The organism is Telluria sp. ZB2R32 (assembly GCF_059685715.1).
Genome location: NZ_JCASIG010000007.1, coordinates 224,943 through 250,709, shown reverse-complemented (window position 1 = coordinate 250,709; position 25,767 = coordinate 224,943). Strand labels below are relative to the sequence as shown.

The window sequence follows — 25,767 nt, the reverse complement described above, 5'->3', positions numbered from 1 at the left end:
ACGATGGCGTTCAATCCCACACCCAAGCAGGTTGCGCTGATCAAGGGCGTTATTTTTGTTGCGGCGCTGCTGCCCTTCCTGTGGGGCGCGCTGCAGGTGTCCGGCGGCGCGCTGGTCGAGCCGCTCGAATACATCACCCATGAAACGGGCGACTGGGCTTTATACCTGCTGTGCATCACGCTGGCGATCACGCCCGTGCGCCGTTTGACGGGCTGGAACTGGCTGGTCAAATTGCGGCGCATGCTCGGTCTGTACACCTTTTTCTATGCGCTGCTGCATTTCATCGCCTTTTTCTGGTTCGACCATTTCTTCGACCTGGCCGCGATGCTGCGCGACGTCGCCAAACGGCCCTTCATCCTGGTCGGGTTCACCGCGTTCGTGCTCTTGATCCCGCTGGCGGCGACCAGCACCAACGGCATGATCAAGAGATTGGGCGGCAAGCGCTGGCAGTGGCTGCACAAGCTCATTTACCTGATCGCGCCGCTGGCGGTACTGCACTTCTGGTGGATGAAGGCGGCCAAGAACAACCTGGCGCAGCCGGCGCTGTTCGCGGCGATCGTCATCGTGCTGCTGGGCTTGCGCTTCTACTGGAGCCGGACCAAGGCGCGCACCGCGGTGCGCGCTTGAACTATTCGTCCGGGCAGGGCGCGTAGGGACCGGTAACAGGGGCGAGGCTGAAGCGCCTGCTGCCGAACTCGATATCGGCCCATTCGCGCCGCACGGCGCGTGGCAAGCCGGCTGGCATCGCCGTGCCGGCAGCGCCGCAGCGGGGCGTGCCCAGTTCGCCCGTTGCCGCCACCTGCCATTTGCCGTCCGGGCCTTCCTTGACCACCAGCGCGCGCCCGCCGTTGGCGGCGACCAGCAGCAGTTCTCCCTTGCCGTCGCCGTCCAGGTCGAGCCGGTACACGTCGCACAGTTTCCCCTTCTCGTGCAGGCAATCCGGGCCATAGACGCCCTGCGGCAAGTCGGTCCAGTCGGACCGCAGCAAGCCTTCCGGCAAACGGCTGCCTTGCGGTTGCATGCGCAAGTTGGGCGCGATCGCGGCGGCATCGAGTGCGTCTTCGGCTGCGACCTGCGGTCCGCCATCCGGCCTGACCTCGGTCGGCATCCAGGCCCGCCTGGCGGCGCGTGCGGCAGCGATGCGCTGGCGTATGACTGCCGCGTCCGGACCGCCTGCACTGTCGAACCGCGCCAGCGCTTCCCGCCCGAAGCGTTTGCCGTCGTTTTGCAGGTAATCGAAGTCGAACTCTCGTGCGCTCACCCGGCCAGAGGCCAGCCGCGCGAGCTGGTCGTTCACCGACAGCCGCGTTGGATCGGCGAGCGGAGAAAACAGCAGCAACAGCGTGGCGAGGACGACAAAGGCGGTGCCGACGTTGACGCCGGCGAAGGTAACTACCCAGCGCGGGCGCAGGACGGCCGCCGCATAGCCGAGCGCATAGCAGCCGGCGACCAGCATGCAAGCCGCGGCGACGATGCGTTCATCGGTCCAGCCATGGTCGCCCACGCGCAGCGCGAGCGCATACACCGCGATCGCCGTGACCGGCACCAGCAGCAGCGACGCCAACTGGGCGCTGAGGCGGATGACGCGCGCCACGACAGCGCTGCCGTTCTGCCATGCCGCATTGATCAGGATGACCAGTACGGCATCGGTACCGAGCAGCACGGCGGCGGCCTGGCGCGTGGCCCACAGCGGTTCCAGTCCCGTGAACGGCAGGCTGGCCAGGAAGCCGGCAACGAACAGGGTGAACACCGGCAGGATCCACGACGCCAGCATCAGCAGCAAGCCGCGGATGCCCTGCACGATGGCCGGGCGCACGTCGGTCAGGTGCATGGCGCAGGCAAAGGCGAAAGCCGTGACCGGAATTGCGAACCACGGCTGGCGCAGCAACCAGGCAAAAAACGTTAGCCTGACCAGCTCGAACAGCGTCGCGCCAAGCTGAAGGGCAAGCCAGGTGATGCCGACAAAGAAAGCGCTGAAGGCGAGTTGCACGCCCAGCTTCCAGGCGATGTCGAAATAGGTGGTGTAGGCGGCGATACGGCGCCGGTCGCGGGCGCCGGACAGCACCAGCGCATGGGCGATGAACAGGGCGGCGACCAGCATCGCGACGAAGCCGGGCGCGGGCATGGCCACGTGCGATAGATGTCTCAGGTTCAGTACGGTACCCATGCGCCAGATGTCGTACACGGAGAGCAGAGCGATCAGCAACGCGGCGCAACCGATCCACAGGATGACCTGGCGCCGCGTCAGGTGCCCGAGGGCGCTGACCAGCAGCAGCGGGCAGAACAACGCCACCAGCAGCATCGGTGCGAACAGCAACGTTTCGATGGCGGGCCAGACATCGTAGTCGGCCACCAGGTAGAGCAAGTACAACACCAGGCCCTGCGCCAGGCCGATGCTCGTCCTGAACAGCGCGATACCTGGCGCAACGCTGGAGTCGGGCTGAACAGCTGCGTGCATGGCGATACTCCGATAGTTGACTCGAAGCAGCTTATCACTTTACCAACCAGGACAACAGCCTGGTCCATTGTATTTACGAACTGAAACATCTCGTAGCATCCCTTACCGGTCTGCCTCACCTGCCGCGCCCGATTCGCGGTGTAATGACTCCATCGACGCAGCCACAGCGTTACATTGAGAGGAACGACAAATGAAAACCAAGTTAATCGCATCAGCACTCATCGCCTTGAGCTTTGCCAGCGGCAGCGCTTTTGCACAACGCGGTGACCATGGCAACGATCGTTACGATCACGACCGCAACGGCCGGTTCGAACACCGCGACAGTGGTCGTCACGATAATGAGCGCCATGACAATGGCCGCTATGACCGCGACAACCGCAACGACCGTTACTACAATGCGCAGCACTTCCGCCGTGACGACCACCGCGGCGGCGGCCCGCGCCACGACATGCGCCGCGGCCAGCGCCTGAGCCAGGAATACCGCGGCAACCGCTACGTCGTCAGCGACTGGCGCGCCCGCCACCTGAGCGCGCCACCGCGCGGCCATCACTGGGTCCGCGCCGGCAACGATTACGTGCTTGCCGCGATTGCCACCGGCATCATTGCCCAGGTCTTGCTCAGCAATTAAGTTTTAGACGAAAAAAAGCCGCGCCCTCGAAAGACGGCGCGGCTTTTTTGTCGTGCAGTCGATGCTTACTTGATCATCGTCTCCAGCGCAAACAAATCCGCCGGATGCTCGCGCTGGCGAATCAGGTGCACCTGGTCGCCATCGACCATGACTTCGACCGCGCGCCCGCGCGTGTTGTAGTTCGACGCCATCGTCATGCCATACGCGCCAGCGCTCATCATCGCCAGCAAATCGCCCGGCTGCACCGCCAGTGCCCGTTCGCGCGCCAGCCAGTCGCCCGATTCGCAGACCGGGCCGACAACGTCGTACAGCGCCGGCGCATCGCTGCTGCGCGGCGCAACCGCCTTCATGTCCATCCAGGCGCCGTACAGGGTCGGGCGCATCATGTCGTTCATGGCGGCGTCGATGATGCAGAAGTTCTTTTCGACACCCGGCTTCAGGAATTCGACTTTCGTGACCAGCACGCCGGTGCTGGCGACGATCGAGCGGCCCGGCTCGAAAATCACCTTCACCGCACGGCCATCGTGGCGCGCGGCGCGCCAGGCGTCGATGCGGGCGAACAGACGTCCCAGGTAGTCGCCGACCGGCACCGGAGCGCCATCGCCGGCCGCGCCATAGTCGACGCCGATGCCGCCGCCAATATCCAGGTGGTGGATGTGGGTGCCTTCGCCGTCGAGCGCGTCGATCAGCTCGATCAGTTTATCGAGCGCTTCCAGCAGCGGCGCGTCGTCCAGCAGCTGCGAGCCGATATGGCAGTCGATGCCGACCACGTCCAGGTTCGACAGCGACGCGGCGGTGCGGTAGGTGGCCAGTGCATCGTCGAAGGCGACGCCGAACTTGTTGGCCTTCAGGCCGGTCGCAATGTACGGGTGGGTCTTGGCGTCGACGTTCGGGTTCACGCGCAGCGACACCGGCGCGCGCTTGCCCATGGACGCTGCGACCTCGTTCAGGCGGTGCAGTTCCGGAATCGACTCGACGTTGAAGCAGAGGATGCCCTTGTCCAGCGCCAGGCGCATTTCATCGACCGTCTTGCCCACGCCCGAAAAGATCACCTTGTTCGGGTCGCCGCCGGCGGCGATCACGCGCAGCAACTCGCCGCCCGAGACGATGTCGAAGCCGGCGCCCTGGCGCGCCAGCAGGTCGAGGATGGCCAGGTTCGAGTTGGCTTTCATCGCATAGCAGACCAGGGCGTCGCGGCCCTGGCAGGCATCGCTGTAGGCGGCAAAATTTTCCAGCAGCGCCGCTTTTGAGTAGACGTAGGTCGGCGTGCCGAATTGTTCGGCGATGGCGGGCAGGGGGGTGCTTTCGGCATGCAGGACGCCGTCTTGGTACGAAAAGTGCGACATGTAGGGCTTATTGGACAGGGACGGGATTGGGAGTCGGCGGTGGTGTCGGCGTTGCTGCCTGGGACGGCGTCGGGGTCGCTTGCGTGGTCGGCGCGACCACGGGCGTGACCGGCTTGGCCGGCGGCGCGGCCGGGCGGGTCGGCGGTTTCGGCATGTACAGCGGGCCGGTCTGGCCGCAACCGGTGACAGTTACGGCGAGCGCGGCTGCAACGATGAGCGCGTAAGGTGACTTCACGATTAGAATCACGGTTTAATCAAGACCTTGGAGTGTAGCATGACCGAATCCGAATTTTTGGCACTGGCCGAATCGACGCTGAACCGCATCGAGACCTGTTTCGACAACCTGAACGACCAGGACGTGGTCGACGTCGAATGCAAGCGCAACGGCAACGTGCTCGAGGTCGAGTTCATCGCCAACGGCTCGAAGATCATCATCAACAGCCAGGCGCCGCTGCAGGAAATGTGGATGGCGGCGCGTGCCGGCGGCTACCACTACAAGCGCGTCGGCGACGAGTGGCGCAATACGCGCGACGACAGCGAGTTTTTTACGGTCTTGTCGGATATCGCCACGCAGCAGGGCGGGGCGCCGGTGAAGTTGGGGTGATGCGCATGTAGCGGCGGGCATGCCCGCCCTACGGTGCACCGCCGCCGCGGTATCCATCGTTGGCCGTCGTGTAAGGGATGTAACGCGGGCATGCCCGCCCTACGGTGCACCGCCGCCGCGGTATCCATCGTTGGCCGTTGTGTAACGTAGGGCGGTCATGCCCGCCATTACGCACGTTTGAAAAATCGAATCATGAAAGAATATTTCATCGGATGCGCATCCGTGAAATATTCCTTCCCGTCCTCATTTAAAACAATTCATTCCTCACCGCGTCCTGCGCCTTCTGCTGCGCCGGCGCCGGCGTCGTCCCCACATCCAGCGACTGCACCCCCGTCCCCGGCGGGTTCTCCGCATAGTAGTACTCGCCATCGGCCATGATCAGCCCCGCCGGTACCGGGCGTTCCTCGACCGGCACCGATTTCAGCGCGGTCTGCATGTAGCCGATCCAGATCGGCAGCGCCAGGCCGCCGCCGGTTTCCTTGTTGCCCAGGTTTTTCGGCTGGTCGTAACCCATCCAGGCAATGCCCACCACCTTCGGCTGGTAGCCGGCGAACCAGGCGTCGATCGAATCGTTGGTGGTGCCGGTTTTACCGGCGATGTCGTTGCGCTTGAGCTGTTGCGAGGCCTTGGCCGCGGTGCCGTAGCGGGCAACGTCGCGCAGCATGCTGTCCATCAGGTAAGCGTTCCTGGCGTCGATCACGCGGTTCGCTTCCATGCCGGCGCGGTCCGGCCGCGCTTCCGACAGCACTTTGCCGGCGCTGTCGGTCACCTTCGAGATCAGGTACGGGCTGATGCGGTAACCGCCGTTGGCGAACACGGCATAGGCGCCCGCCATCTGCAGCGGCGTGGTGGCGCCGGCGCCCAGGGCCAGCGTCAGGTAGGGCGGGTTCTTTTCCGGATCGAAGCCGAAGCGGGTCGCGTATTCCTGGCCGTAGCGCGCGCCGATGCGGTTCAGGATGCGGATCGAGACCATGTTCTTCGACTTGGTCAAACCACGGCGCATCGTCATCGGACCTTCGTATTTCGCGTCGTAGTTCTTCGGCTCCCAGGCCTGGCCGCCGGTCTGGCCGGCGTCGAACGAGATCGGCGCGTCGTTGACCAGGGTCGCCGGCGACAGGCCGCGCTCCAGCGACGCCGAATAGATGAACGGTTTGAAGGAGGAGCCCGGCTGGCGCCAGGCTTGCGTCACGTGGTTGAACTTGTTGCGGTTGTAGTCGAAACCGCCGACCAGCGCCTTGATGGCGCCGTCTTCGGTGCTGGCCGCAACAAAGGCCGATTCGACCAGCGGCATCTGCGTGATCTTCCAGTCGGCGCCGCCGTCCTGCATCACGCGGATCAGCGCGCCGCGGCGGATGCGGCGGTTGGGCTGGGCCTTGGCCGACAGCCAGGCCGAGGCGAACGACAGGCCGGGGCCGGTGATCTTGATCTCTTCGCCGGAAGCGAGCACCGCGGTCACGGCCGTGCTGGAAGCCTGCAGCACCACGGCGGCGACGATGTCGTCGCTGTCGGGCTTTTCGGCCAGTTCCGCCTCGATCGCTTCGTCGGCTTCGGTCTTGTCGCGCGGGATCTCGATATACGATTCCGGGCCGCGGTAAGGGTGGCGCCGTTCGTAATCCATCACGCCGCGGCGCACGGCGAGATAGGCCGCGTCCTGGTCGGCCTTGGTGATGGTGGTGAACACGTTCAGGCCGCGCGTATAGGTGTCTTCCTTGAACTGTTCATACACCAGCTGGCGCGCCATCTCGGCCACGTATTCCGCGTGTACGCCAAAGGCGGTGCTGTCGGTCTTGACGGTCAGTTCCTCGTTCTTCGCCGTCTCGAACTGGGCGTCGGTGATGTAGCCGAGCGAATGCATGCGCTGCAGGATGTACTGCTGGCGCGTCTTGGCGCGGGTCGGGTTCACCACCGGATTGTAGGCCGACGGCGCCTTCGGCAAGCCGGCCAGCATCGCCGCTTCGGCCACGGTGATGTCGCGCAGGTCTTTACCGAAATAGATCTGCGCCGCCGACTGGAAGCCGAAGGCGCGTTGGCCCAGGTAAATCTGGTTCATGTAGACCTCGAGGATCTGGTCCTTGGTCAGGTTCTTTTCGATCTTCCAGGCCAGCAGCGCCTCGTACGCCTTGCGTTTCAGCGTTTGTTCCGACGACAGGAAGAAGTTGCGCGCCACCTGCTGGGTGATGGTCGAGGCGCCCTGGCGCGAACCGCTGGTGGCGTTGTGCAGGGCCGCGCGCAGCACGCCCCAGTAATCGACGCCGCCGTGCTGGTAAAAACGGTCGTCCTCGATCGAGAGCACCGCCTTTTTCATCACGTCCGGGATTTCCTTGAAGCGCACCAGGGTGCGCCGTTCCTCGCCGAACTCGCCGATCAGGACGTTATCGGCGGTGAATATCCGCAGCGGCATCTTGGGGCGGTAATCGGTGATGGTGTCCAGCGCCGGCAGGTTGGGGTACGCCATGGCAAGGGCGAATACCACCAGCAGCACGCCGGTCAGGGCCAGGCCGGCGAGGGCGCCGAAGCCCCACAGGACCAGGCGTTTCGGGCTGAATTTTTTCGGTGGCGCGGACTTCGTCGTTTGGGAAGATTTCATTCTGGCGTCTACTTTATTGATCCGCCTCATTATAAGGCACCGCTTTCAGCGGTGGCGCGGACTCAGCCACAAAGCGCGGCTTGTAGGCAGGCTGACAAAGGGTTTGGTGCCTCGGTGACAAGGGGTATTACCAAGGAAATATCAGAGTGTGGCGTCCCCGTCGGATTGTAATGTTCCAGTGCAGAAATATCTTGTCGGTGCGCACTATTGTCGCTAGCATTTGAAGGGTTGCCTCCTATGGACGAGGCATCTTGTCCTAAATCTACAAGACATTTTCCCTGCGAGCGGCGCGGGCGTTGACATACATTGGCCTGCAACCAGCGGAGCAGGCCGCAGCTGAGGAGTACGCTCGTGATCAATCTGGGTTCCCTGTTCGGAAAGTCGAGTCCGCCGCTTGCCGGACTCGACATCAGCACGTCGGGACTGCGCCTGGTCGAACTGGCCGATGCCGGCAAGGGCGTGCTGCGCCTGGAGCGCCACGCCTTCGAAGCGCTGCCGCGCGGCGCCGTCGCCGACGGCAACATCGAAAACTTCGACCAGGTCGCCGATGCCGTGCGCCGCATCTGGAAGAAGAGCGGCACCCGTGCCCGCAACGTCGCGCTCGGCATGCCGCCGGCGTCGGTCATCACCAAAAAGATCATCCTGCCGGCCGGCATGGCCGAAGACCAGTTGGAGGTGCAGGTCGAATCCGAAGCCAGCCAGTACATCCCGTTCGCGCTCGACGAAGTGAGCCTGGACTTCGACGTGGTCGGCCCGGCGCCGAATTCGCCCGAAGACATGGAAGTGATGCTGGCCGCCGCGCGCCGCGAAAAGGTCGAGGACCGCGTGGCGATCGCCGAAGCGGCCGGCCTCACCGCCACCGTGATGGACATTGAATCGTATGCGGCGCGCGCCGCCTTGTTACGCGCTATCGAGGGCGTCGCGCCAAAGCGCGCAGCCCTCGGCGCTGAGCCTATCGTCGCCCTGTTCCAGATCGGCGCCGGCATGACCCACGTCTCGGTGCTGCAGAACGGCGACACGATCTATGAGCGCGAGCAGCCTTTTGGCGGCAACACGCTGACCCAGGAAATCGTGCGCAGCTATGGCATGGCCTACGAGGAAGCGGAAACGCGCAAGAAGTCGGGCGACCTGCCGGAAAACTTCCGCGCCGACGTATTGACGCCTTTCCTGGAAAGCGCGGCGCTGGAAGTCACGCGCGCGATCCAGTTCTTCTTCACCTCGACCCCGTACACCCGCATCGACCAGATCTGGCTGGCCGGCGGCAGCGCCCAGCTGCCCGGCCTGACCGAACTGATCGGCGGCCGCACGCGCATCGCCACCGGCGTGGTGGCGCCGTTCGACGGCATGCTGCTCGCTCCCGGCCTGCGCGAAGCACAGCTGCGCGCCGAAGGGCCGGCTTACCTGGTTGCCTGCGGCCTCGGCCTGCGGAGGTTCGGCTGATGATCCGTATTAATCTGCTCCCGCACCGGGAAGCGAAACGCAAACAGAAGCAGGCGGCCTTTGTCGCCATGCTGGTGCTCGGCGGCCTGCTGGGCGTGGCCATCGTGCTGATGGTGGGCGGCTGGAACGCCAGCCGCATCGCCATCCAGGAAGAGCGCAATGCCGTGCTCTCCACCGAGAACGCGGAACTCGACAAGAAGATCAAGGACATCGCCACCCTGAAGGAAGAAATCAACGCCCTGAAATCGCGCCAGCAAGCGGTGGAAGACCTGCAGGGCGACCGCAACCAGCCGGTCTACCTGTTCGACGAACTGGTGCGCCAGACGCCGGAAGGCGTCTACCTGAAGGGTTTTGAACAGGATGGTCAGCGCGTGGTCCTGAACGGTTATGCGCAGTCGCAGGAACGCGTCGCCGAACTGCTGCGCAATTTGTCGGGCAACTCGCCCTGGCTCGAACGCCCCGACCTCACCGAAGTGAAAGCGGCCACGCTCACGCAGAACAAGGTCGTACGCAAGGCGGTCGAGTTCACGCTGGCCGTGGCCATCAAGCGCGCCCGCGAGAGCGAGGAAGGCGACGACGGCAAAGCCAAAGCCGCCGGCGCGAGGGCGGAAGGAAGCACCCCATGAACATCGACCTGAAACAATTCGGCGCCGACCTGTCGGCGCAATTCCAGGATTTGCAGGGACGTCCGCCCGGCCTGTGGCCGCTGGCGCCGCGCTTGCTGTGCGCGGCCGGCGTAATGGCGCTGGTCGTCATCGCCGGTTACTTCCTGTACTGGAGCGGGCAGTTCGAAACCCAGGAAACGCTGGCGGCCCAGGAAGAGACGCTGCGCGAAGAGTACCGCGCCAAGGTCACGCAGGCGGTCAACCTGGAAGCGCTGCAGGCGCAAAAGATCCAGGTCGACCAGTCGGTCGAACGCCTGGAAAAGCAGTTGCCGAGCAAATCCGAGATGGCCGCGCTGCTGTCGGACATCAACCAGGCCGGCGTCGGCCGCGGTCTCGCGTTCCAGCTGTTCCGTCCCGATCAGATCGTCGTGCGCGACTATTACGCCGAACTGCCGATTGCGATCGAACTGACCGGCAGCTACCACGATCTGGGCGCCTTTGCCGCCGACATGGCGCACCTGCCGCGCATCGTCACGCTGAACAACATGCGCCTGAAGGCTGGCAAGGACGGCACCCTGACGCTGCAGGCGATCGCCAAGACCTTCCGCTACCTCGACGCCGAAGAACTGGCAACGCAAAAAGCGGCGCGCCTGAAAGCGAAGAAGAAGAAAGCGGAGGGCACGCCATGACGACCAAAAACAGTGCGCTGCTGGCGCTGGCAGCCGTGCTGCTGGCCGGCTGCGGCGACAGCGACGTGCGCGAAGTGCGTACCTGGATGGACGAGACGAAAGCGGCAATCAAACCGGCCGTCAAACCACTGCCGGCGCCCAAGGAATTCGTGCCTTATGCCTACAATCAGGCGCAGGCGCCTGACCCGTTCGACGCCGCCAAGCTGGCCGGTCCGGGCGGCATGGCGCCGCAAGCGAATGCGCTGCAGCCCGACCTGGACCGTCCGCGCGAGGCATTGGAGGGTTATCCGCTCGATACCATGCGCATGGTCGGCATGATGCAAAAAGGGGGCGTGAGCTTTGCCCTGGTGCAGATCGAACGCAGTGTCTACCGCGTGCGGGCCGGACAGCGCCTGGGCCAGAATTTTGGGCAGGTAACGCGCGTGACCCCGGCTGCGCTGGAGATCCGGGAAATGGTACAGGACGCGGGCGGCGATTGGGTCGAGCGGATATCGAAGCTGGAATTGCAGGAAAGTAAGGAGATCGGGAAATGACCCCATTCGCAATGATGAACCTGAAGCGCGCCGTCGGCACGCTGCTGGTGCCGGTGCTGCTGGCATTCGGCGCGGCCGCGCACGCCCAAGACAATTCCATCGAATCGATCAGCGCCAACCAGCAGGGCGCCAACGTGGTGGTCAACATCGCGATGAAAAACGCCCCGGCCAAACTGCCGCTCGGCTTTGCGATCACCAATCCGGCGCGCATCGCGCTCGACTTCGGCGCCACCAGCAATGCCACGGGAAAAAGCGCGCAAGAGATCAACCTGGGCGAGGTGCGCGGCGTGAACGTGGTGCAGGCCGGCGAACGTACGCGCCTGGTGATGAACCTGAAACGCGCGGCCAGTTATTCGACCGCGATCGACGGCAAGTCGGTGCTGGTCACCGTCGCCGGTGGCGTTGCGGCAGCCGCAGCGCCGGCCGCTGCCGCACCGGCACAAACGAGCGCGGCGCCGGCAATGCGCCAGACCCTGCGCAACCTCGACTTCCGCCGCGGCCAGGATGGAGAAGGCCGCGTCGTGGTCGACCTGCCGAACAACGCGGTCGCGGTCGACGTGCGCCAGCTCGGCAACAAGGTGCAGGTCGACTTCATGAACACCGGCCTGCCGGAAACCCTGCGCCGCCGCCTGGATGTCACCGATTTCGGCACCCCGGTCTCGCGCGTGACCACCAGCGCCAACGGCGCCAACGTGCGCATGGTGATCGAAGCGCAAGGCCAGTGGGAGCAGTCGGTATTCCAGAGCGACACCCAGCTGGTCGTCGCCGTGCGTCCGGTCAAGGAAGACCCGAACAAGCTGGTGCAGGGCACGCAGGGCTTCCGCGGCGAGAAGATCAGTTTCGATTTCCAGAACATCGAAGTGCGCGCCGCGCTGCAGGCGGTGGCGGACATCTCGGGCCTGAACATCATCGCCAGCGATTCGGTCGCCGGCAGCCTGACCCTGCGTTTGAAAGACGTGCCCTGGGACCAGGCGCTGGACGTGATCCTGCAATCGAAGGGCCTGGACATGCGCAAGAACGGCACCGTCATCTGGATCGCGCCGAAGGAAGAACTGCTGACCAAGGAAAAGCTCGAACTCGAGCAGCGCGCGCAGATTTCGGACCTGGAACCGTTGAAATCGGAGATCTTCCAGCTGAACTACCAGAAGGCCGAATCCTTCCGCACCGTGTTCGGGCTGGACGCCGGCGGCGGCGCCGCGGCCGGCGACAACCGCAACCGCGTGCTGTCCAAACGCGGCAGCGCGATCATCGATCCGCGCACGAATCAACTGTTCGTGACCGACATCGCTTCGAAGATCGAAGACATCCGCCTGCTGATCCAGAAGACCGACGTGGCCTCGAAGCAGGTGCTGATCGAAGCGCGCCTGGTCGAAGCGAACGACGGCTTCTCGCGCAACCTGGGCGCGAAAATCGGCTTTGGCGACATGCGCGGCGTGCGCGGCGGCGATCCCGGCTACGGCATCGGCGGCAACAACCGGGTCGCCATCGGCGGCAACCTGGCCGGTGTCGGCCAGGTGACGGGCCAGACCCCGGATACCGGCGACGCCTACACCAACACCACGATGGTGAACCTGCCGGCGGCGGCGATCGGCGGCATCTCGCCGTCGAGCCTGGCCTTTACGCTGTTCTCGTCGGCCGACAACCGCTTCCTGAACCTGGAACTGTCGGCGCTCGAGGCCGACGGCAAGGGCAAGATCATCTCCAGCCCGCGCGTGGTCACCGAAGACAAGATGGTGGCCGTGATCGAGCAGGGCATCGAACTGCCGTACCAGGTGGCCTCGTCGAGCGGCGCCACCTCGATCGAGTTCAAGAAGGCGAACCTGCGCCTGGAAGTGGTGCCGCAGATCACGCCGGACGGCAACGTCGTGCTCGAAGTCGACGTCAGCAAGGATTCGAAGGGCGAGGAAACGCGCGCCGGCTTCGCCATCAACACCCAGCATGTCAAGACCAAGGTGATGGTCGAGAACGGCGGCACGGTGGTGCTGGGCGGGATCTACCAGCAGACCGAGCGCACCAACGTCACCAAGGTGCCGGTGCTGGGCGACGTCCCGGTGCTCGGCTACCTGTTCAAGACCCAGGGCCGCGAGAACACCAAGACCGAACTGCTGGTCTTCATCACCCCGAAGATCGTCGCCGATCGCACGAGCGGCGGGCGTTGAACGACACGCCACCCATACCGAGACCATGCCGGAGCGTCCTGCCGACGTTCCGGCATTTTTTACAGATGACAAAGAATAGGAACAACAATATGTTGCAAGCATCTACCCGTACTCCTTCCGCCCCGTTTGGACGCGCGGCGGTCCTGACCCTGATCGCCGCGGCGGTATTGAGCGCCTGCGGCGGCGGTGGCGGCGATCCCGGCACGGTGCCGGCGGCATCGGGCGGGAGCGCGGGTAGTGCCGCTCCGGCGCCGACGACGCCGACGACGCCGGCCGTCCCTGCAACGCCGACGGTGACCCTGGCGCTGCTGGACGGCACCGGCCAGGCCAGCAATTCGCTCACCGATGCCACGCCGCTGACGGCGCAGGCAGTCGTCAAGGACGCCGCCGGAAAACCGGTCAAGGACGCGTTCGTCACCTTCTCGACCGCTGCCGGCATGGCCCTGTTCTCGCCGTCGTCGGGCCGGGTGCTGACCAATGCCGACGGCGTGGCGACCGTCAAGCTGCTGGCGGCCAGCCTGTCGGCCGCGGGTGCGGAAAAACTGAGCGTGACCGCGGAAGTCGGCGGCGCGAGTTTTACCAAGGAGGGCGCCTACATGGTGGGCGCCACCGCGCTAACCTTGGGCACGCCGACCGCGTCGCCGGCAAAGATCGCCGCCTACGATACGACCACCCTGTCGGTGGACCTGCGTGCCGGCAGCGCGCTCTACACCACCCAGTCGGTGAAGGTGAACTTCAGCTCGGCCTGCGCCGCGGCCGGTAAGGCCACGCTGGCCACGGCCGTCTCGACTAACAAGGGCGTCGCGCGCGCGGTGTACCGCGACCTGGGCTGCGCCAACAACGACGTCATCACCGTTTCTTCCGACGCCGTCACGGCGCCGGTCAGCGTGAGCCTGGAGATTGCGCCGCCGACCGCGTCGTCGGTCCAGTTCGTGACAGCCGCGCCGACCGACAAATCGATCGTGATCCAGGGCCAGGGCGGCATCAACCGTACCGAAACGGCGACGCTCAAGTTCCGCGTGGTCGATACCTTCGGCAATCCACTGCCGGGCCGCGTGGTCGAATTCAGCGTTCCGGGGCCACAGGTCGTCACGCTCGGCAAGACGAGCGACAGCACCGACCAGAATGGCGACGTCATCACGACCGTCAGTTCCGGCACGGTCGCCACGACCTTCCGTGTGGTCGCGACCTTGCCCAATACGGCCACGGCGACCCGCCCGAACATTTCGACCACCTCCGATTCGATCGTGGTGACCACCGGCCTGCCGGTGCAGCGCGCCTTCTCGCTCAGCGTCGGCAAGGTCAATCTCGAAAGCTTCCGTGAAAGTAACCCGGCCGAACCTGCCACCCACGTCCAAGTGCTGATCGCCGACGCATCCGGCAATCCGGTCCCGGACGGCACCCCGGTCGTCTTCCAGACCAACATGGGCTCGGTTGGCTCTGCCGACAAGGGCGGTTGCAACACGGTCAACGGCGGCTGCCAGGTCGATTTCCGGGTCCAGGACCCGCGCGTGGCAACGCCCGGCTTGCCGGCAACGCCCTGCAATACCGGCAGCGCCGCCACCGTCAGCCCGGACAGCAAGCGCGCCGGCCTGGCGACCGTCTGTGCCCACACCACCGACGGCATCAACACGATCTTCCGCAAGGTCGGCCTGTTCTTCAGCGGCAGCAGCGCCGATAAGGTCTTCATGAACGGCGTGCGCCTGTCGGGCATCACCGACCTGGGCAGCGTGGCCGCGGTCGATCCCAAGGTCTTCGTCCTGCAGATCAACGACGGCAACGGCAATCCGCTGCCGGCGGGTACGAAGGTCGAGGTCACCGACATCGTCAACGGTGCCGGTTCGGTGGCGCCGGCGCTGGTGCAGAACATCTTCCCGCAGACGACGGATGGCGCGGAATTCAGCGGCGACAACGTCACCGGCAACCAGGGTTCCTACCACACGTTCACGATTTCGAACCCAGGCGGCAAGGACTGCAAGGTGCCGGTGACGGCCACCTTCAATGTCACAACAACCACGCCAGGAGGGGTCGTGACGGCAATTCCGTTTAAACTGGCGTTCAGCTGCCCATAATGGTGTAACCAGGCGGGGTTGACCGTAACAACAAACGGCCAGGCGAGTTCTGGCCGTTTGTCTTTGTAGGCGACGTGATGATCGTGCCCGATGTAAAAAGCAATAACATCTTCCTGGTCGGACTGATGGGGTCTGGCAAGACCACCATCGGCCGGCTGCTGGCGCGCCGGCTGAACCGGCGCTTCGTCGATTCCGACCATGCGATCGAGGCGCGTACCGGCGCCACCATCCCGTGGATCTTCGAGATCGAAGGCGAGGCAAGCTTTCGCCGGCGCGAAGCGGAGATGATCCGCGAACTGACCGGCCAGCGCGGCATCGTGCTGGCTACCGGCGGCGGCGCCGTGCTCGACGCCGCCAGCCGCGCCTATCTCGCCGAACGCGGCACCGTGATCTACCTGCGCGCCGGCATCGGCAGCATCCTGCAACGCACCGCGCACGACAAGAACCGCCCGCTGCTGCAGACCGCCGACCCGCGTAAAAAACTGGAAGAGTTGCTGGCCCAGCGCGAACCCCTGTACCGCGGGATCGCCGACCTCGTCATCGATACCGGCCGTCCTAACGTACAATCGATGGTTCAGACAATTTTGGACCAGCTCGACGCGCTCAATTCGGCGCGCTCGCGGCGGGCGAGGGCGGCATCGATGAATCAAACGGCACAAACTAATCTCAACGTCGACCTGGGCGAACGCAGCTACCCGATCGCCATCGGCCCCGGCGTCATCGACGACGGCGCGGCGCTGCTGCGCCAGGTCGGCGGCAGCAAGGTCGCGATCGTCACCAACACCACGGTGGCGCCGCTGTACCTGGACAAGGTCGCTACGCCGCTGCGCGCGGCCGGACGCGACGTGGTGGAAATCGTCCTGCCCGACGGCGAAGAACACAAGCACTGGGGCTCGCTGATGCAGGTCTTCGACGCGCTGCTGGCCAATAAATGCGACCGCAAGACGACCCTGGTGGCGCTGGGCGGCGGCGTGATCGGCGACCTCACCGGCTTTGCCGCGGCCAGCTACATGCGCGGCGTGCCCTTCGTGCAGATTCCCACGACCTTGCTGGCCCAGGTCGATTCCTCGGTCGGCGGCAAGACCGGCATCAACCACCCGCTCGGCAAGAACATGATCGGCGCGTTTTATCAACCGCGCGCGGTGCTGGCCGATACCAGCACCCTGTCGACGCTGCCGGACCGCGAACTGTCGGCCGGCCTGGCCGAAGTGATCAAGCACGGCGCCATCCTCGACCTCGAATTCTTCGACTGGATCGAAGCGAACATCGCCCGCCTGATGGCGCGCGACCCGGCCGCGCTGTCGCATGCGATCGCACGTTCCTGCGAGATCAAGGCCGACGTCGTGCGCAAGGACGAACGCGAAGGCGGCCTGCGCGCGGTGCTCAACTTCGGCCATACCTTCGGCCACGCGATCGAGGCCGGCCTCGGCTATGGCACCTGGCTGCACGGCGAGGCGGTCGGCTGCGGCATGGTGATGGCGGCCGATTTGTCGCAGCGCCTCGGCTTCATCGACGCCGCCGCCAGCGCCCGCGTGCGCGCGCTGGTACAGGCCGCCGGCCTGCCGACGGTCGCGCCCGACCTCGGCGCCGAACGCTGGATCGAATTGATGGAAGTGGACAAGAAGAACGAGGGCGGGGCGATCAAGTTCATCCTCACGAAACCCCTGGGCAGCCCCAGCATCACGGGCGTGCCGCGCGAACTGCTGCTGGCCACCCTGGACGCCTGCATTCGTTGACCATTGAATGAACCTTGAAAGGAGCGTGCGCATGATCGACTTCGACTGCAACCTGGCGCCCTATGCCGCGCATTCGGCGAAGTCGCGCGGGCGCCGTTTCGAGGAACCCGCGCCCGGCTCGCGCAGCCAGTTCCAGCGCGACCGCGACCGCATCATCCACTCGACGGCGTTTCGCCGCCTCGAATACAAGACGCAGGTGTTCCTCAACCACGAGGGCGACTTGTTCCGCACGCGCCTGACGCATTCGATCGAAGTGGCGCAGATCGGGCGCACGCTGGCGCGCAGCCTGCGCCTGAACGAAGACCTGGTCGAAGCCACCGCGCTGGCGCACGACCTCGGACACACGCCGTTCGGCCACGTCGGCCAGGACGTGCTCAACGAATGCATGACGGACTATGGCGGCTTCGAGCACAACCTGCAAAGCCTGCGCGTGGTGGATCACCTGGAAGAGCACTACGGCGCCTTCGACGGCCTGAACCTGACGTTTGAAACGCGCGAGGGCATTTTAAAACACTGCTCGCTGAACAATGCGCGCCTGCTCGGCGACCTCGGCCAGCGCTTCCTCGACAAGACGCAACCGAGCCTGGAAGCGCAACTGACGAACCTGGCCGACGAGATCGCCTACAACAACCACGACATCGACGACGGCCTGCGGTCGGGCCTGCTCAGCATGGCGCAGATGGAAGAAGTGACGCTGTTCGCGCGCCACCGCCATGCGGTGGAAGCGCAGTACCCGGGCTTGCCGGGCCGGCGCGCGCTGTACGAGACGATCCGCCTGATGATCACGGCGATGACGGCCGACCTGGTCGAGACCTCGGCCGCGCTGCTGCGCGACGCCGCCCCTGGCAGCATCGACGACGTGCGCGCCGCGCCGCCGTTGATCCGCTTTTCTGACCAGATGCGCGCCGAGACCACGGCATTAAAACGTTTTCTGTACGCGAACCTGTACCGCCACTTCAAGGTCAACCGCATGCGCGTCAAAGCCAGCCGCATCGTGCGTGAGCTGTTCGACGCCTTCATGACCGACCCGGTGCTGCTGCCGCCGGATTACCAGGTGGCTTCGGGCGATAAGCACAAGCAGGCGCGCAAGATCGCCGACTACATCGCCGGCATGACCGATCGCTATGCGATCCGCGAGCACAAGCGGATTTTTTCGCTCGATGAATTGTAGGCGGTTGTCGATGGCCCGCCGCGCCGTTTCAAACCGGGACCGTCGTGTAACGTAGGGTGGGCTCTCGAGCCCACGCGGAGCGGCGCATGAGGATCGAAACGTATGACGATGCCAAGGCGATGATCGACCGCCGTACCGCGTGGGCACAAGTGCCCACCCTACGTTACGCCGCCGCGGGTCGAATCAACCGAACAGGCTCGGACGCGCCAGGTCGACCAGCAGCTTCTTCACCGGCGCCGGCAGCGCCGCATCCCCGATCGCATCGAGCGCAACCCACACATGCCCCGCCGGCGTTGCGCCACGTCCGGCCAGTGTCACCTTGTGCGGATAGATGTGCAATTTGTAGTGCGTGAACACGTGCACCAGCGGCAGCAGCGCCTGCACTTCCTCGACTTCGCCGAAGCGCTCCAGCGCAGCCGCCAGCGCCAGGCCGCCATCGCGCGCGGTCTCGATGCCAACGTGGCCGTCGACTTCCGGCAACGACAATAATCCGCCCCAGATCCCGGTCCCGGGCCGCTGCTCGAGCAGCACCTGGCCATCGTGCACGACCACCAGCATGTCGGCGCGCTTCTCCGGCGTCGTCTTCTTTGGCTTACGCACCGGCAGTTCATCGGTGCGGTTCGTCGCAAACGCCACGCAGCGCGCCTGCAGGGGGCAGCGCCCGCACGCGGGTTTCGAACGCGTGCACAGGGTCGCGCCCAGGTCCATCAAGCCTTGCGTGTAGGCCTCCATGCCATCGTCGGGCAGCAGCGCGTCGGCACGCCGCCACAAGGCGTCTTCGATGCGTTTTTCGCCGGGATAGCCGTCGACCCCGAACACGCGCGCGAACACGCGTTTTACGTTGCCATCGAGGATGGCGGCGCGGGTGCCGTTCGAAAAGGCGGTAATCGCGGCGGCGGTGGAGCGGCCGATGCCGGGCAGGTCGGCCAGCAGCGCCGGGTCGGCCGGGAATTCGCCGCCATACTCGCGCACCACGCGCACCGCGCAGGCGTGCAAGTTGCGCGCGCGCGTGTAGTAACCGAGCCCGCTCCAGTGCGCCATTACGTCCTCGATCGGCGCAGCGGCGAGGTCGTGCACGGTCGGGAAGCGTTCCAGGAAGCGCGCGTAATAGCCGAGCACCGCGGCCACCTGGGTCTGCTGCAGCATGATCTCGGAGAGCCAGACGCGGTAGGCGTCGCGCGTGTTTTGCCAGGGCAGCGCATGGCGCCCATGCACGCGCTGCCAGGCGATGACGGCGTGCGAAAAGGTAGGATCGACCAGTTCGTCGAATTCGGTCAGGCGTTTCAAGCGGCTTCCTTCAGGGGTGTGTCGTCCAGCGCCGCCACGACGGCGCCGTTCAGCGCCAGCAGGAGATGGCGCTGGCGTTCGAGTGCTTGCTGGTTTGCTTCGAAGGCGGCGATCTTCTGCTCCAGGCTATCGGTCGCATCGTGGATGCGCTGGATCGACGACAGGCGGTGGCGCAGCTGTTCCTTGTGCTGGCGGATCTGCGTCTCCAGCGGCACCATCAGCACCTTCAGCCAGGCTTCGACATCGGCATTCGCGGCGCGGAAGGTGCGGCGCACACTGGAGACGATGGAATCGAAAAAGCGCTCGAGCAGGGTGCTGCGGCTGGTCATGAACAGGGTCGCGGTGCCGAACTGTTTGACGTAGAGCGCCTCGACCGCCGCGATCTCCTCGACATAGCGCGCCAGCGACAGCGGCAAGGGGGGCGACAGCGTGAGGCCGTGTTCGGCGGCGAAGCCGCGCAGCAGCGTCTCCATCAGCGTGCCGATCTCCGTCACCTGCTCGCCGGCGGATTCCAGGCTGACGCGGGCATTCTCGAAAAACGCCCGCACCGGCGCGCGCATGCCGGTGGCGAAGCGCGAGGCCTGCAGCGCCAGGCGCACGCTTTCGGCCTGGCGCGCCACCGCATCCATGTCGAGCGTCGAATACAGTTCGGTCGACAGGCCGGCAAAGCGCGTGCGCGCATCCTGCAGGCGCAGCAGGCCGGCATCGAAATCCTTCCGTTCGGCCTCGATGCGGCGCATCATGTGCGCCAGCACGTTCTGGTTCTTGCCGCGCAGGCTTTTTAACTCCTGCATCTGCTCGACCAGGCCGCGTGCGCGCGCAGCCAGTGCGCTCGCCTGCGCGGCCTCCAATGCTGCCAGGTCGTCGCGCAGGGCGCTGCCGAGGATCGCCTTTTTTTGCGGGATCAGGCCATGCAGCAGGGCCGCTTCCAACGCTCCCAGGCGACTGCGCTCGAACAGGTCCATGTCGCCCTGGATGCGTCCGACCAGCGCCTTGTGCGCCGACACCGGATACACCTGCTCCGGATCGAGCCCGAGTTGCTGCGCCACACTGGCTTGCTGGCGCGCGATCTCGGCGTCGTTCTCGGCATCGCTTTTGAGCGCATCCCACATCGCATCGATCTTGTTGAGGACCACGATGCGGCCCGGACCGGCGCCGATATGGGTACGCCAGACCTCGATGTCGCTGCGCGTGACCCCGGTCTCGGCGGCCAGCACGAACAGCACCGCGTGCGCGTTCGGGATCAGGTTCAGCGTCAGTTCGGGCTCGGTGCCGATCGCGTTCAGCCCCGGCGTGTCAAGGATCACCAGGCCCTGTTTCAGGAGCGGATGCGGCAGGTTGATGATCGCGTGGCGCCACTGCGAAATCTCTACCAAACCGTCGGCGCCGAGCGCGTCCGCCAGTGCGGCGTCTTCCGGATCGTACAGGCCGTAGCGCTGCGCTTCCTCGGGAGATACGCGGCGCGTCATGCTGACCTGGCGGAAGCTGTCCACGATGCGGTCCGGTGCATCGAGCTCGAGCGGCAGTACGGTCCAGGCGGATGCATCGTCGCGGTAATCGCTGGTTGAGAGTTGACCCGCGCGCGTTTCGATCGGCAGCAGGCGGATGCAGGGTGCCCAGGCGGCGTCGTACAGCAATTCGGTCGGGCACATGGTGGTGCGGCCGGCCGCGGAGGGCAGGATGCGCTGGCCATAGTCGGCGAAGAAGATCGCGTTGATCAGCTCGGATTTACCGCGCGAGAATTCGGCGACGAAGGCGACCGAGAGGCGGTCGTCGCGGACGCGCGTGGCCGCTTGCGCCATGCGCTGGCTGGTCGCCGCGTCCGAGACATCGGCAGCGGCCAGCGCGGCGCGGTAGTCGTCCAGCGCTGTGGCGATGCTTATGCGCCAGGCGCCATAATCTTGAATGTCTTGCATGGGGTCCGCCTGCGGTTAGTTGGCCTTAGCGCTGGCAGGTGGCGCAGTAAAACGTCGACCGCTGCCCCTGCTTGATCTGGCGCACCGGCGCGCCACAGTTTCTGCAAGGCACTCCCGCACGATCATAGACGAAATACGTCTGCTGGAAATAGCCGGATTGGCCATTCACGGCAATAAAGTCTTTCAAGGTGCTGCCGCCCTGCACGATGGCCGCCGCCAGGATCTCGCGAATCGCCGCCGCCAGCTTTTCGTAGCGGGCGCGGCTGATGCGCCCGGCCGGCGTGGTCGGGCTGATGCCGGCCTTGAACAGGCTTTCGCAGGCGTAGATATTGCCGACGCCGACGACGATATCGCCCGAGAGCAGCACCTGCTTGATCGGTGCGCTGCGCTTGCGGGTGGCCCGGTACAGCAATTCGGCCGAGAATTTGTCTTCCAGCGGCTCGACGCCGAGGCCGCGCAGCAGGATGTGGCCGTCGATTTCCCCGGCGTCGACGGCATGCCAGAGCACGGCGCCGAAGCGGCGCGGATCGTGCAGGCGCAGCACCTGCGACTGCACGCCGTCGCCCACGACCAGGTCGAAGTGGTCGTGCTTCTTCAACTCGATGCCCGGCGGCAGTACGCGCAAATGGCCCGACATGCCGAGGTGGACGATAAGGGTGCCGCTCTCGAAACCGATGAGCAGATACTTGCCGCGCCGGCCAACCTGCGTGATGCGCTGGCCAACGAGGTCGGTGGTCAGATGGGCCGGAAACGGCCAGCGTAGACCCTCGCGGCGGAACACCACCTGTTCGACCACGCGGCCTTCGAGGTGCGGCGCGACACCGCGCCGGGTCACTTCTACTTCGGGGAGTTCAGGCATGAAAATCCGACAAAATTCTTGTAAATTCGTGTTGGGCTCGCGCACGCGCAACGGGGCTTGGGCGTAGAATCGAACATCATTCCACACATGGACTTGCCTTGAAAAACGCTTTCGTCATTGTAACCCTCTCCGGCTTGCTGTCGGCGTGTGCCGTGGCGCCGCCGGCGCAGCCTGTTGCAGAATCGGCGCAGCTGTCGACTGAAGCACAGGAGCAGGCGCAAGCCAGGGCCGAGCGCGATGCGAAAGCCGAGGCCGACGCCGAACAGGCGCGCCTGCCGAAAGTCGAACTGACCAGCACCTTGCTGAACCAGTTGCTCAAAGCCGAATTCGCCTTCCGCGGCGGCGACTGGCAAGGGCCGTATCTCACCATGCTGAGCCTGGCGCAGCAGACGCGCGACCCGCGCCTGGCACGCCGCGCCGCCGAGATGGCGCTGGCCGCGCGCCAGCCGGAAGACACCCTGGCCGCAGTGCGCCAATGGCGCCAGCTCGATCCGCAATCGGACGAAGCGACGCAGTACTATCTGGGGATGGTCATCCTGTCCGACAATATCTCGGACGCAGAAGAAATTTTCCGCAAGCGCCTCGAAGGGGCGCCGGCAGGGGTACGCGGCATCGTCCTGTACCAGGTGCAGCAATTGCTCGCGCGTGCCAAGGACAAGGAAGCGGCGGCTGCCATGCTGGAACGCCTGGTGTCCCCCTACCGCGGCACGCTCGAGGGTCACGTGGTGCTGGCCCAGGGCGCGCTGGCGCGTGGCGACAAGGCGGCGGCAGCCCGCGAGGCGCGCGCCGCGCTGGCCCTGAAACCGGACTCGGAAATTGCCGTCCTCACCCTGGCCCAGGCCGGTGAGAACGAAGGGCAGGTGCGCGAATTGCTGGCGACATTCGTGGCCGCCAATCCGAATGCACGCGAAGTGCGCGCCGCGCACGCGCGCCTGCTGGTCAACGACAAGCAGTTCGAAGCCGCGCGCAGCGAATTCCTGCTGCTCGACAAGCAGCAACCCGACAACGTCACGACCCTGTACGCGCTCGGCGTGCTGTCGACCCAGCTGAACGACCCGAGCGGCGCCGAAACTTATTTCACGCGCTTCATCGACGTGCTCGGACGCAACCCGGAAGACGAACGCGATCCCTCGAAAGCTTTATTAATCCTGTCGCAGCTGGCCGAGGAACGCGGCGACATCAAGGCCGCCGTCAGTTGGCTCGATAAATTGCCCGAGGGTGACGAAAAGGCGCTGTTCGGCACCCAGCTGCGCCGCGCCCAATTACTGGGGAAGGGGGGCGACGTGCCGGCTGCGCGCCGTTTGCTCGCTTCGCTGAAGCCGGGCGAACCCGCTGCCCAGGCCCAGGTCGCCGCAGCGGAGGCGCAAGTGCTGCGCGACGCTGGCCAGGCCGAGCAGGCATTCATCCTGATGCAGGACGCGGCCAAACGCTTCCCGACCAATCCGGATTTGCTGTACGACTTCGCGCTGCTGGCCGAGAAGACCGGCCACCTCGAGGTGATGGAACAGACCCTGCGCGACGTGATGCGTCTGGCGCCCGACAACCACCACGCTTACAACGCCCTCGGCTATTCGCTGGCCGAGCGTAATGTCCGCCTGGAAGAAGCGCGCGCGCTGATCGAAAAGGCCTTGTCCATGGCGCCGGAAGATCCCTTCATCATGGACAGCATGGGCTGGGTGCAGTATCGCCTCGGTAACCTCGATGCCGCCGAAGCGCACCTGCGCCGCGCCTATGGCTTGCGCCGCGATCCCGAGATCGCCGTCCACCTGGGAGAGGTGCTGTGGCAAAAGGGCAAGCAGGCCGACGCCCAGAAACTGTGGCGCGAAGCGCGTGCGAAAGATCCGCAGAACGACACGCTGCGCAGCACGCTGGCGCGCCTGCGGCTGTCGCTGTGAAATAATGCAGCATTAGCACGGCGGGCAGGTGCCCGCCGTTTTCATTTTCACTGCCCACCGACCGATGCCCTTCAATCGCCACCTTTCCCTCATCGTTCTCGCCGCCGCGCTTGCCGGCTGCGCCACCACCGCCACGCAACCGGGCGGCGCTCCCGGTGCCGCCGCGCCCGTAGCGAGTGTTCCCTACCGCGAGACCATCGAACTGAGCGGCCGCCTGCAGGTGACGTACCAGAAGGATGGCCAGCCCGGCAGCATGAATGGCCCCTTCGAATGGTCGCAGCGGCCGGGCCAGCTCGACGTCGTCTTCCTGAACCCCCTGAAACAGATCGCCGCCACGATCAACGTGACGCCGCAACAGGCCACCTTTACCGAAGCCGGACGCGCACCGCGCAGCGCCGCCGACCTCGAGTCGCTCACCAGGCAGACGCTCGGCTGGTCGCTGCCCGTCTCGGGCCTGCGCGACTGGCTGCAGGGCTATGCCACCGATGCTTCCGGCCAGCGCGTTGCCGCCTCGGCCGCCAACAACAGCGTCTTCACGCAGGATGGCTGGCGCCTGCGCTTCGTCTCCTGGCAGAACGCGAAAGAGGGCGGGCAGATGCCGCGCGAAATCGCCGCCGAGCGCAGCGCCACGGCCGCCGCCGACGAGCTGGCGATCCGGATCATTCTCGATCCAGCAACATGATCGCCTCACTCCACAATTGCCCGGCTCCGGCCAAGCTGAACCTGTTCCTGCACGTCGTCGGCCGCCGCGCCGACGGTTATCACCTGCTGCAAAGCGTGTTTCAACTGATCGAGCGCGGCGACACGCTGCATTTCGACTTGCGTGAGGATGGCCGCATCCGCCGCACGAACGACGTGCCGGGCGTGCCGGAAGCATCCGACCTGATCGTGCGCGCGCTGGGGCGCCTGGCCGATGCGTATCAAAGGCGCCATGGCCGCGCCGCGCCCGGCATCGACGTCGCCGTCAAAAAAATCCTGCCGATGGGGGGCGGGCTTGGCGGCGGTTCGTCGGATGCGGCTACCGCCTTGATGGCGGCAAATCATGTATGGCAAGCCGGCTTCAGCGATGCCGAGCTGATGCAAATCGGCTTGCCGCTGGGCGCCGACATTCCCTTTTTTATTTATGGCCAGACGGCATTCGTCGAGGGCGTGGGGGAGGCGATGCAGCCGCTTGCCGGGCCCGATTGCTGGTATGTCGTGATCGAACCGGGCGTCTCGGTACCGACCCCTGCAATTTTTACTGCTGAGGATTTGACGCGCGACACGAAGCCCATTACAATAGCGGACTTTCCTGCAGCACATTTAATAAATGAGTTCGGGAAAAATGATTTGCAAGCAGTGGCGTCCCGTTTATTTCCGCCGGTAGCACAGGCGATCGAATGGCTGGGTCAATACGGAGCGGCAAGGATGACTGGTTCGGGAGCGTGCGTATTTTGCGCGGTACCGGATGAGGCGCAGGCGGATCGGGTAGTCGGACAAGTTCCTTCAGCCTGGCGCGCCTGGAAAGCCCGGTCCCTGCAGCGACATCCGATGAAATCGCTCTTGCAAAACACTGAGTTGTAGAATAAAATTTTGCCTGTTGCAGGATTTGACGATGAGTTGAATACTTCAGCAAGCTGTAAGTTGCGTAGGGGAATCGCCAAGCTGGTTAAGGCACCGGATTTTGATTCCGGCATACCAAGGTTCGAATCCTTGTTCCCCTGCCATTCGTTTTGTCGGGTCTGTCGATGCCAGTGCGTCCAGCGGATAATCCGGGCGAACCGCTCTCGCGGTCGAGCCTTT

At 65.1% G+C, this 25,767-nt stretch carries 21 protein-coding genes and 1 tRNA gene; 15 read left to right on the top strand and 7 right to left on the bottom strand.

What is annotated here, in order from left to right; all coding sequences use genetic code 11:
* Window positions 1–3 precede the first annotated feature (3 nt).
* Window positions 4–627 (top strand): protein-methionine-sulfoxide reductase heme-binding subunit MsrQ, encoded by a 624-nt coding sequence (msrQ, locus tag AC56LG_RS20530; protein WP_497167919.1) that lies wholly within the window; start codon window positions 4–6, stop codon window positions 625–627.
* Between the two features lies 1 nt (window position 628).
* Here the strand turns inward: msrQ and AC56LG_RS20525 are convergent, their stop codons facing one another.
* On the bottom strand, window positions 629–2,458 hold the full coding sequence (locus AC56LG_RS20525; protein ID WP_497167918.1) for a DUF4153 domain-containing protein: 1,830 nt from the start codon (window positions 2,456–2,458) through the stop codon (window positions 629–631).
* A 190-nt stretch (window positions 2,459–2,648) separates the two neighbouring features.
* Between AC56LG_RS20525 and AC56LG_RS20520 the strand changes: the two genes are divergently transcribed.
* Window positions 2,649–3,086, top strand: a complete 438-nt coding sequence (locus AC56LG_RS20520) for an RcnB family protein (RefSeq protein WP_497167917.1) — start codon at window positions 2,649–2,651, stop codon at window positions 3,084–3,086.
* Window positions 3,087–3,151: 65 nt separating this feature from the next.
* On the opposite strand, the gene lysA is transcribed toward AC56LG_RS20520, so the two are convergent.
* Together lysA and lptM are read right to left on the bottom strand one after the other, a co-directional pair.
* Window positions 3,152–4,432 carry a diaminopimelate decarboxylase gene (lysA, locus tag AC56LG_RS20515; RefSeq protein ID WP_497167916.1) on the bottom strand — a complete coding sequence of 427 codons (1,281 nt, stop codon included), beginning with the start codon at window positions 4,430–4,432 and terminating at the stop codon, window positions 3,152–3,154.
* A gap of 7 nt (window positions 4,433–4,439) precedes the next feature.
* Complete coding sequence (gene lptM / locus AC56LG_RS20510; RefSeq protein ID WP_497167915.1) at window positions 4,440–4,667, bottom strand: LPS translocon maturation chaperone LptM; 228 nt, start codon at window positions 4,665–4,667, stop codon at window positions 4,440–4,442.
* 39 nt (window positions 4,668–4,706) lie between these two features.
* On the opposite strand from lptM, the gene cyaY reads away from it, so the two are divergent.
* Window positions 4,707–5,036, top strand: coding sequence for an iron donor protein CyaY (cyaY, locus tag AC56LG_RS20505; protein ID WP_497167914.1), 330 nt, complete (start codon window positions 4,707–4,709; stop codon window positions 5,034–5,036).
* A gap of 247 nt (window positions 5,037–5,283) precedes the next feature.
* Here the strand turns inward: cyaY and AC56LG_RS20500 are convergent, their stop codons facing one another.
* On the bottom strand, window positions 5,284–7,623 hold the full coding sequence (locus AC56LG_RS20500) for a penicillin-binding protein 1A (protein ID WP_497167913.1): 2,340 nt from the start codon (window positions 7,621–7,623) through the stop codon (window positions 5,284–5,286).
* Window positions 7,624–7,974: 351 nt separating this feature from the next.
* Here AC56LG_RS20500 and AC56LG_RS20495 point away from each other — a divergent pair, with 351 nt between their 5' ends.
* From AC56LG_RS20495 to AC56LG_RS20460, 8 genes are all read left to right on the top strand, one after another.
* Window positions 7,975–9,063, top strand: coding sequence for a pilus assembly protein PilM (locus AC56LG_RS20495; protein ID WP_497167912.1), 1,089 nt, complete (start codon window positions 7,975–7,977; stop codon window positions 9,061–9,063).
* Entirely contained in the window at window positions 9,063–9,689 is a 627-nt protein-coding gene (locus tag AC56LG_RS20490; RefSeq protein ID WP_497167911.1) for a PilN domain-containing protein, read from the top strand. Before AC56LG_RS20495 ends, AC56LG_RS20490 begins: the two co-directional genes overlap by 1 nt.
* Window positions 9,686–10,357 (top strand): type IV pilus inner membrane component PilO, encoded by a 672-nt coding sequence (locus AC56LG_RS20485; RefSeq protein WP_497167910.1) that lies wholly within the window; start codon window positions 9,686–9,688, stop codon window positions 10,355–10,357. Before AC56LG_RS20490 ends, AC56LG_RS20485 begins: the two co-directional genes overlap by 4 nt.
* Window positions 10,354–10,890 (top strand): pilus assembly protein PilP, encoded by a 537-nt coding sequence (locus AC56LG_RS20480; RefSeq protein ID WP_497167909.1) that lies wholly within the window; start codon window positions 10,354–10,356, stop codon window positions 10,888–10,890. Before AC56LG_RS20485 ends, AC56LG_RS20480 begins: the two co-directional genes overlap by 4 nt.
* Window positions 10,887–13,049, top strand: a complete 2,163-nt coding sequence (locus AC56LG_RS20475) for a type IV pilus secretin PilQ (RefSeq protein ID WP_497167908.1) — start codon at window positions 10,887–10,889, stop codon at window positions 13,047–13,049. Before AC56LG_RS20480 ends, AC56LG_RS20475 begins: the two co-directional genes overlap by 4 nt.
* Before the next feature lie 89 nt (window positions 13,050–13,138).
* A complete protein-coding gene (locus tag AC56LG_RS20470) occupies window positions 13,139–15,121 on the top strand; it encodes an Ig-like domain-containing protein (RefSeq protein WP_497167907.1) in 1,983 nt (660 codons plus the stop codon).
* A gap of 125 nt (window positions 15,122–15,246) precedes the next feature.
* Complete coding sequence (aroKB, locus tag AC56LG_RS20465; protein WP_497167945.1) at window positions 15,247–16,857, top strand: bifunctional shikimate kinase/3-dehydroquinate synthase AroKB; 1,611 nt, start codon at window positions 15,247–15,249, stop codon at window positions 16,855–16,857.
* A 31-nt stretch (window positions 16,858–16,888) separates the two neighbouring features.
* Entirely contained in the window at window positions 16,889–18,028 is a 1,140-nt protein-coding gene (locus tag AC56LG_RS20460; RefSeq protein WP_497167906.1) for a deoxyguanosinetriphosphate triphosphohydrolase, read from the top strand.
* A gap of 183 nt (window positions 18,029–18,211) precedes the next feature.
* Here the strand turns inward: AC56LG_RS20460 and mutY are convergent, their stop codons facing one another.
* The 3 genes from mutY to mutM are packed head-to-tail and all read right to left on the bottom strand — an operon-like array spanning window position 18,212 to window position 22,090.
* Window positions 18,212–19,315, bottom strand: a complete 1,104-nt coding sequence (gene mutY / locus AC56LG_RS20455; protein WP_497167905.1) for an A/G-specific adenine glycosylase — start codon at window positions 19,313–19,315, stop codon at window positions 18,212–18,214.
* Complete coding sequence (locus AC56LG_RS20450) at window positions 19,312–21,231, bottom strand: dynamin family protein (RefSeq protein WP_497167904.1); 1,920 nt, start codon at window positions 21,229–21,231, stop codon at window positions 19,312–19,314. Before AC56LG_RS20450 ends, mutY begins: the two co-directional genes overlap by 4 nt.
* A 25-nt stretch (window positions 21,232–21,256) precedes the next feature.
* Entirely contained in the window at window positions 21,257–22,090 is an 834-nt protein-coding gene (mutM, locus tag AC56LG_RS20445) for a bifunctional DNA-formamidopyrimidine glycosylase/DNA-(apurinic or apyrimidinic site) lyase (RefSeq protein WP_497167903.1), read from the bottom strand.
* Between the two features lie 98 nt (window positions 22,091–22,188).
* On the opposite strand from mutM, the gene AC56LG_RS20440 reads away from it, so the two are divergent.
* The 4 genes from AC56LG_RS20440 (at window position 22,189) to AC56LG_RS20425 (ending at window position 25,691) form a co-directional block, all read left to right on the top strand.
* Window positions 22,189–23,985 (top strand): tetratricopeptide repeat protein, encoded by a 1,797-nt coding sequence (locus AC56LG_RS20440; RefSeq protein WP_497167902.1) that lies wholly within the window; start codon window positions 22,189–22,191, stop codon window positions 23,983–23,985.
* A gap of 64 nt (window positions 23,986–24,049) precedes the next feature.
* Window positions 24,050–24,667 carry a lipoprotein insertase outer membrane protein LolB gene (locus AC56LG_RS20435; protein ID WP_497167901.1) on the top strand — a complete coding sequence of 206 codons (618 nt, stop codon included), beginning with the start codon at window positions 24,050–24,052 and terminating at the stop codon, window positions 24,665–24,667.
* Window positions 24,664–25,548: a 4-(cytidine 5'-diphospho)-2-C-methyl-D-erythritol kinase gene (gene ispE / locus AC56LG_RS20430; protein ID WP_497167900.1), complete on the top strand. Its 885-nt coding sequence runs from the start codon at window positions 24,664–24,666 to the stop codon at window positions 25,546–25,548. Before AC56LG_RS20435 ends, ispE begins: the two co-directional genes overlap by 4 nt.
* 66 nt (window positions 25,549–25,614) lie before the next feature.
* Window positions 25,615–25,691 (top strand) — tRNA-Gln (locus AC56LG_RS20425).
* Window positions 25,692–25,767: the final 76 nt, after the last annotated feature.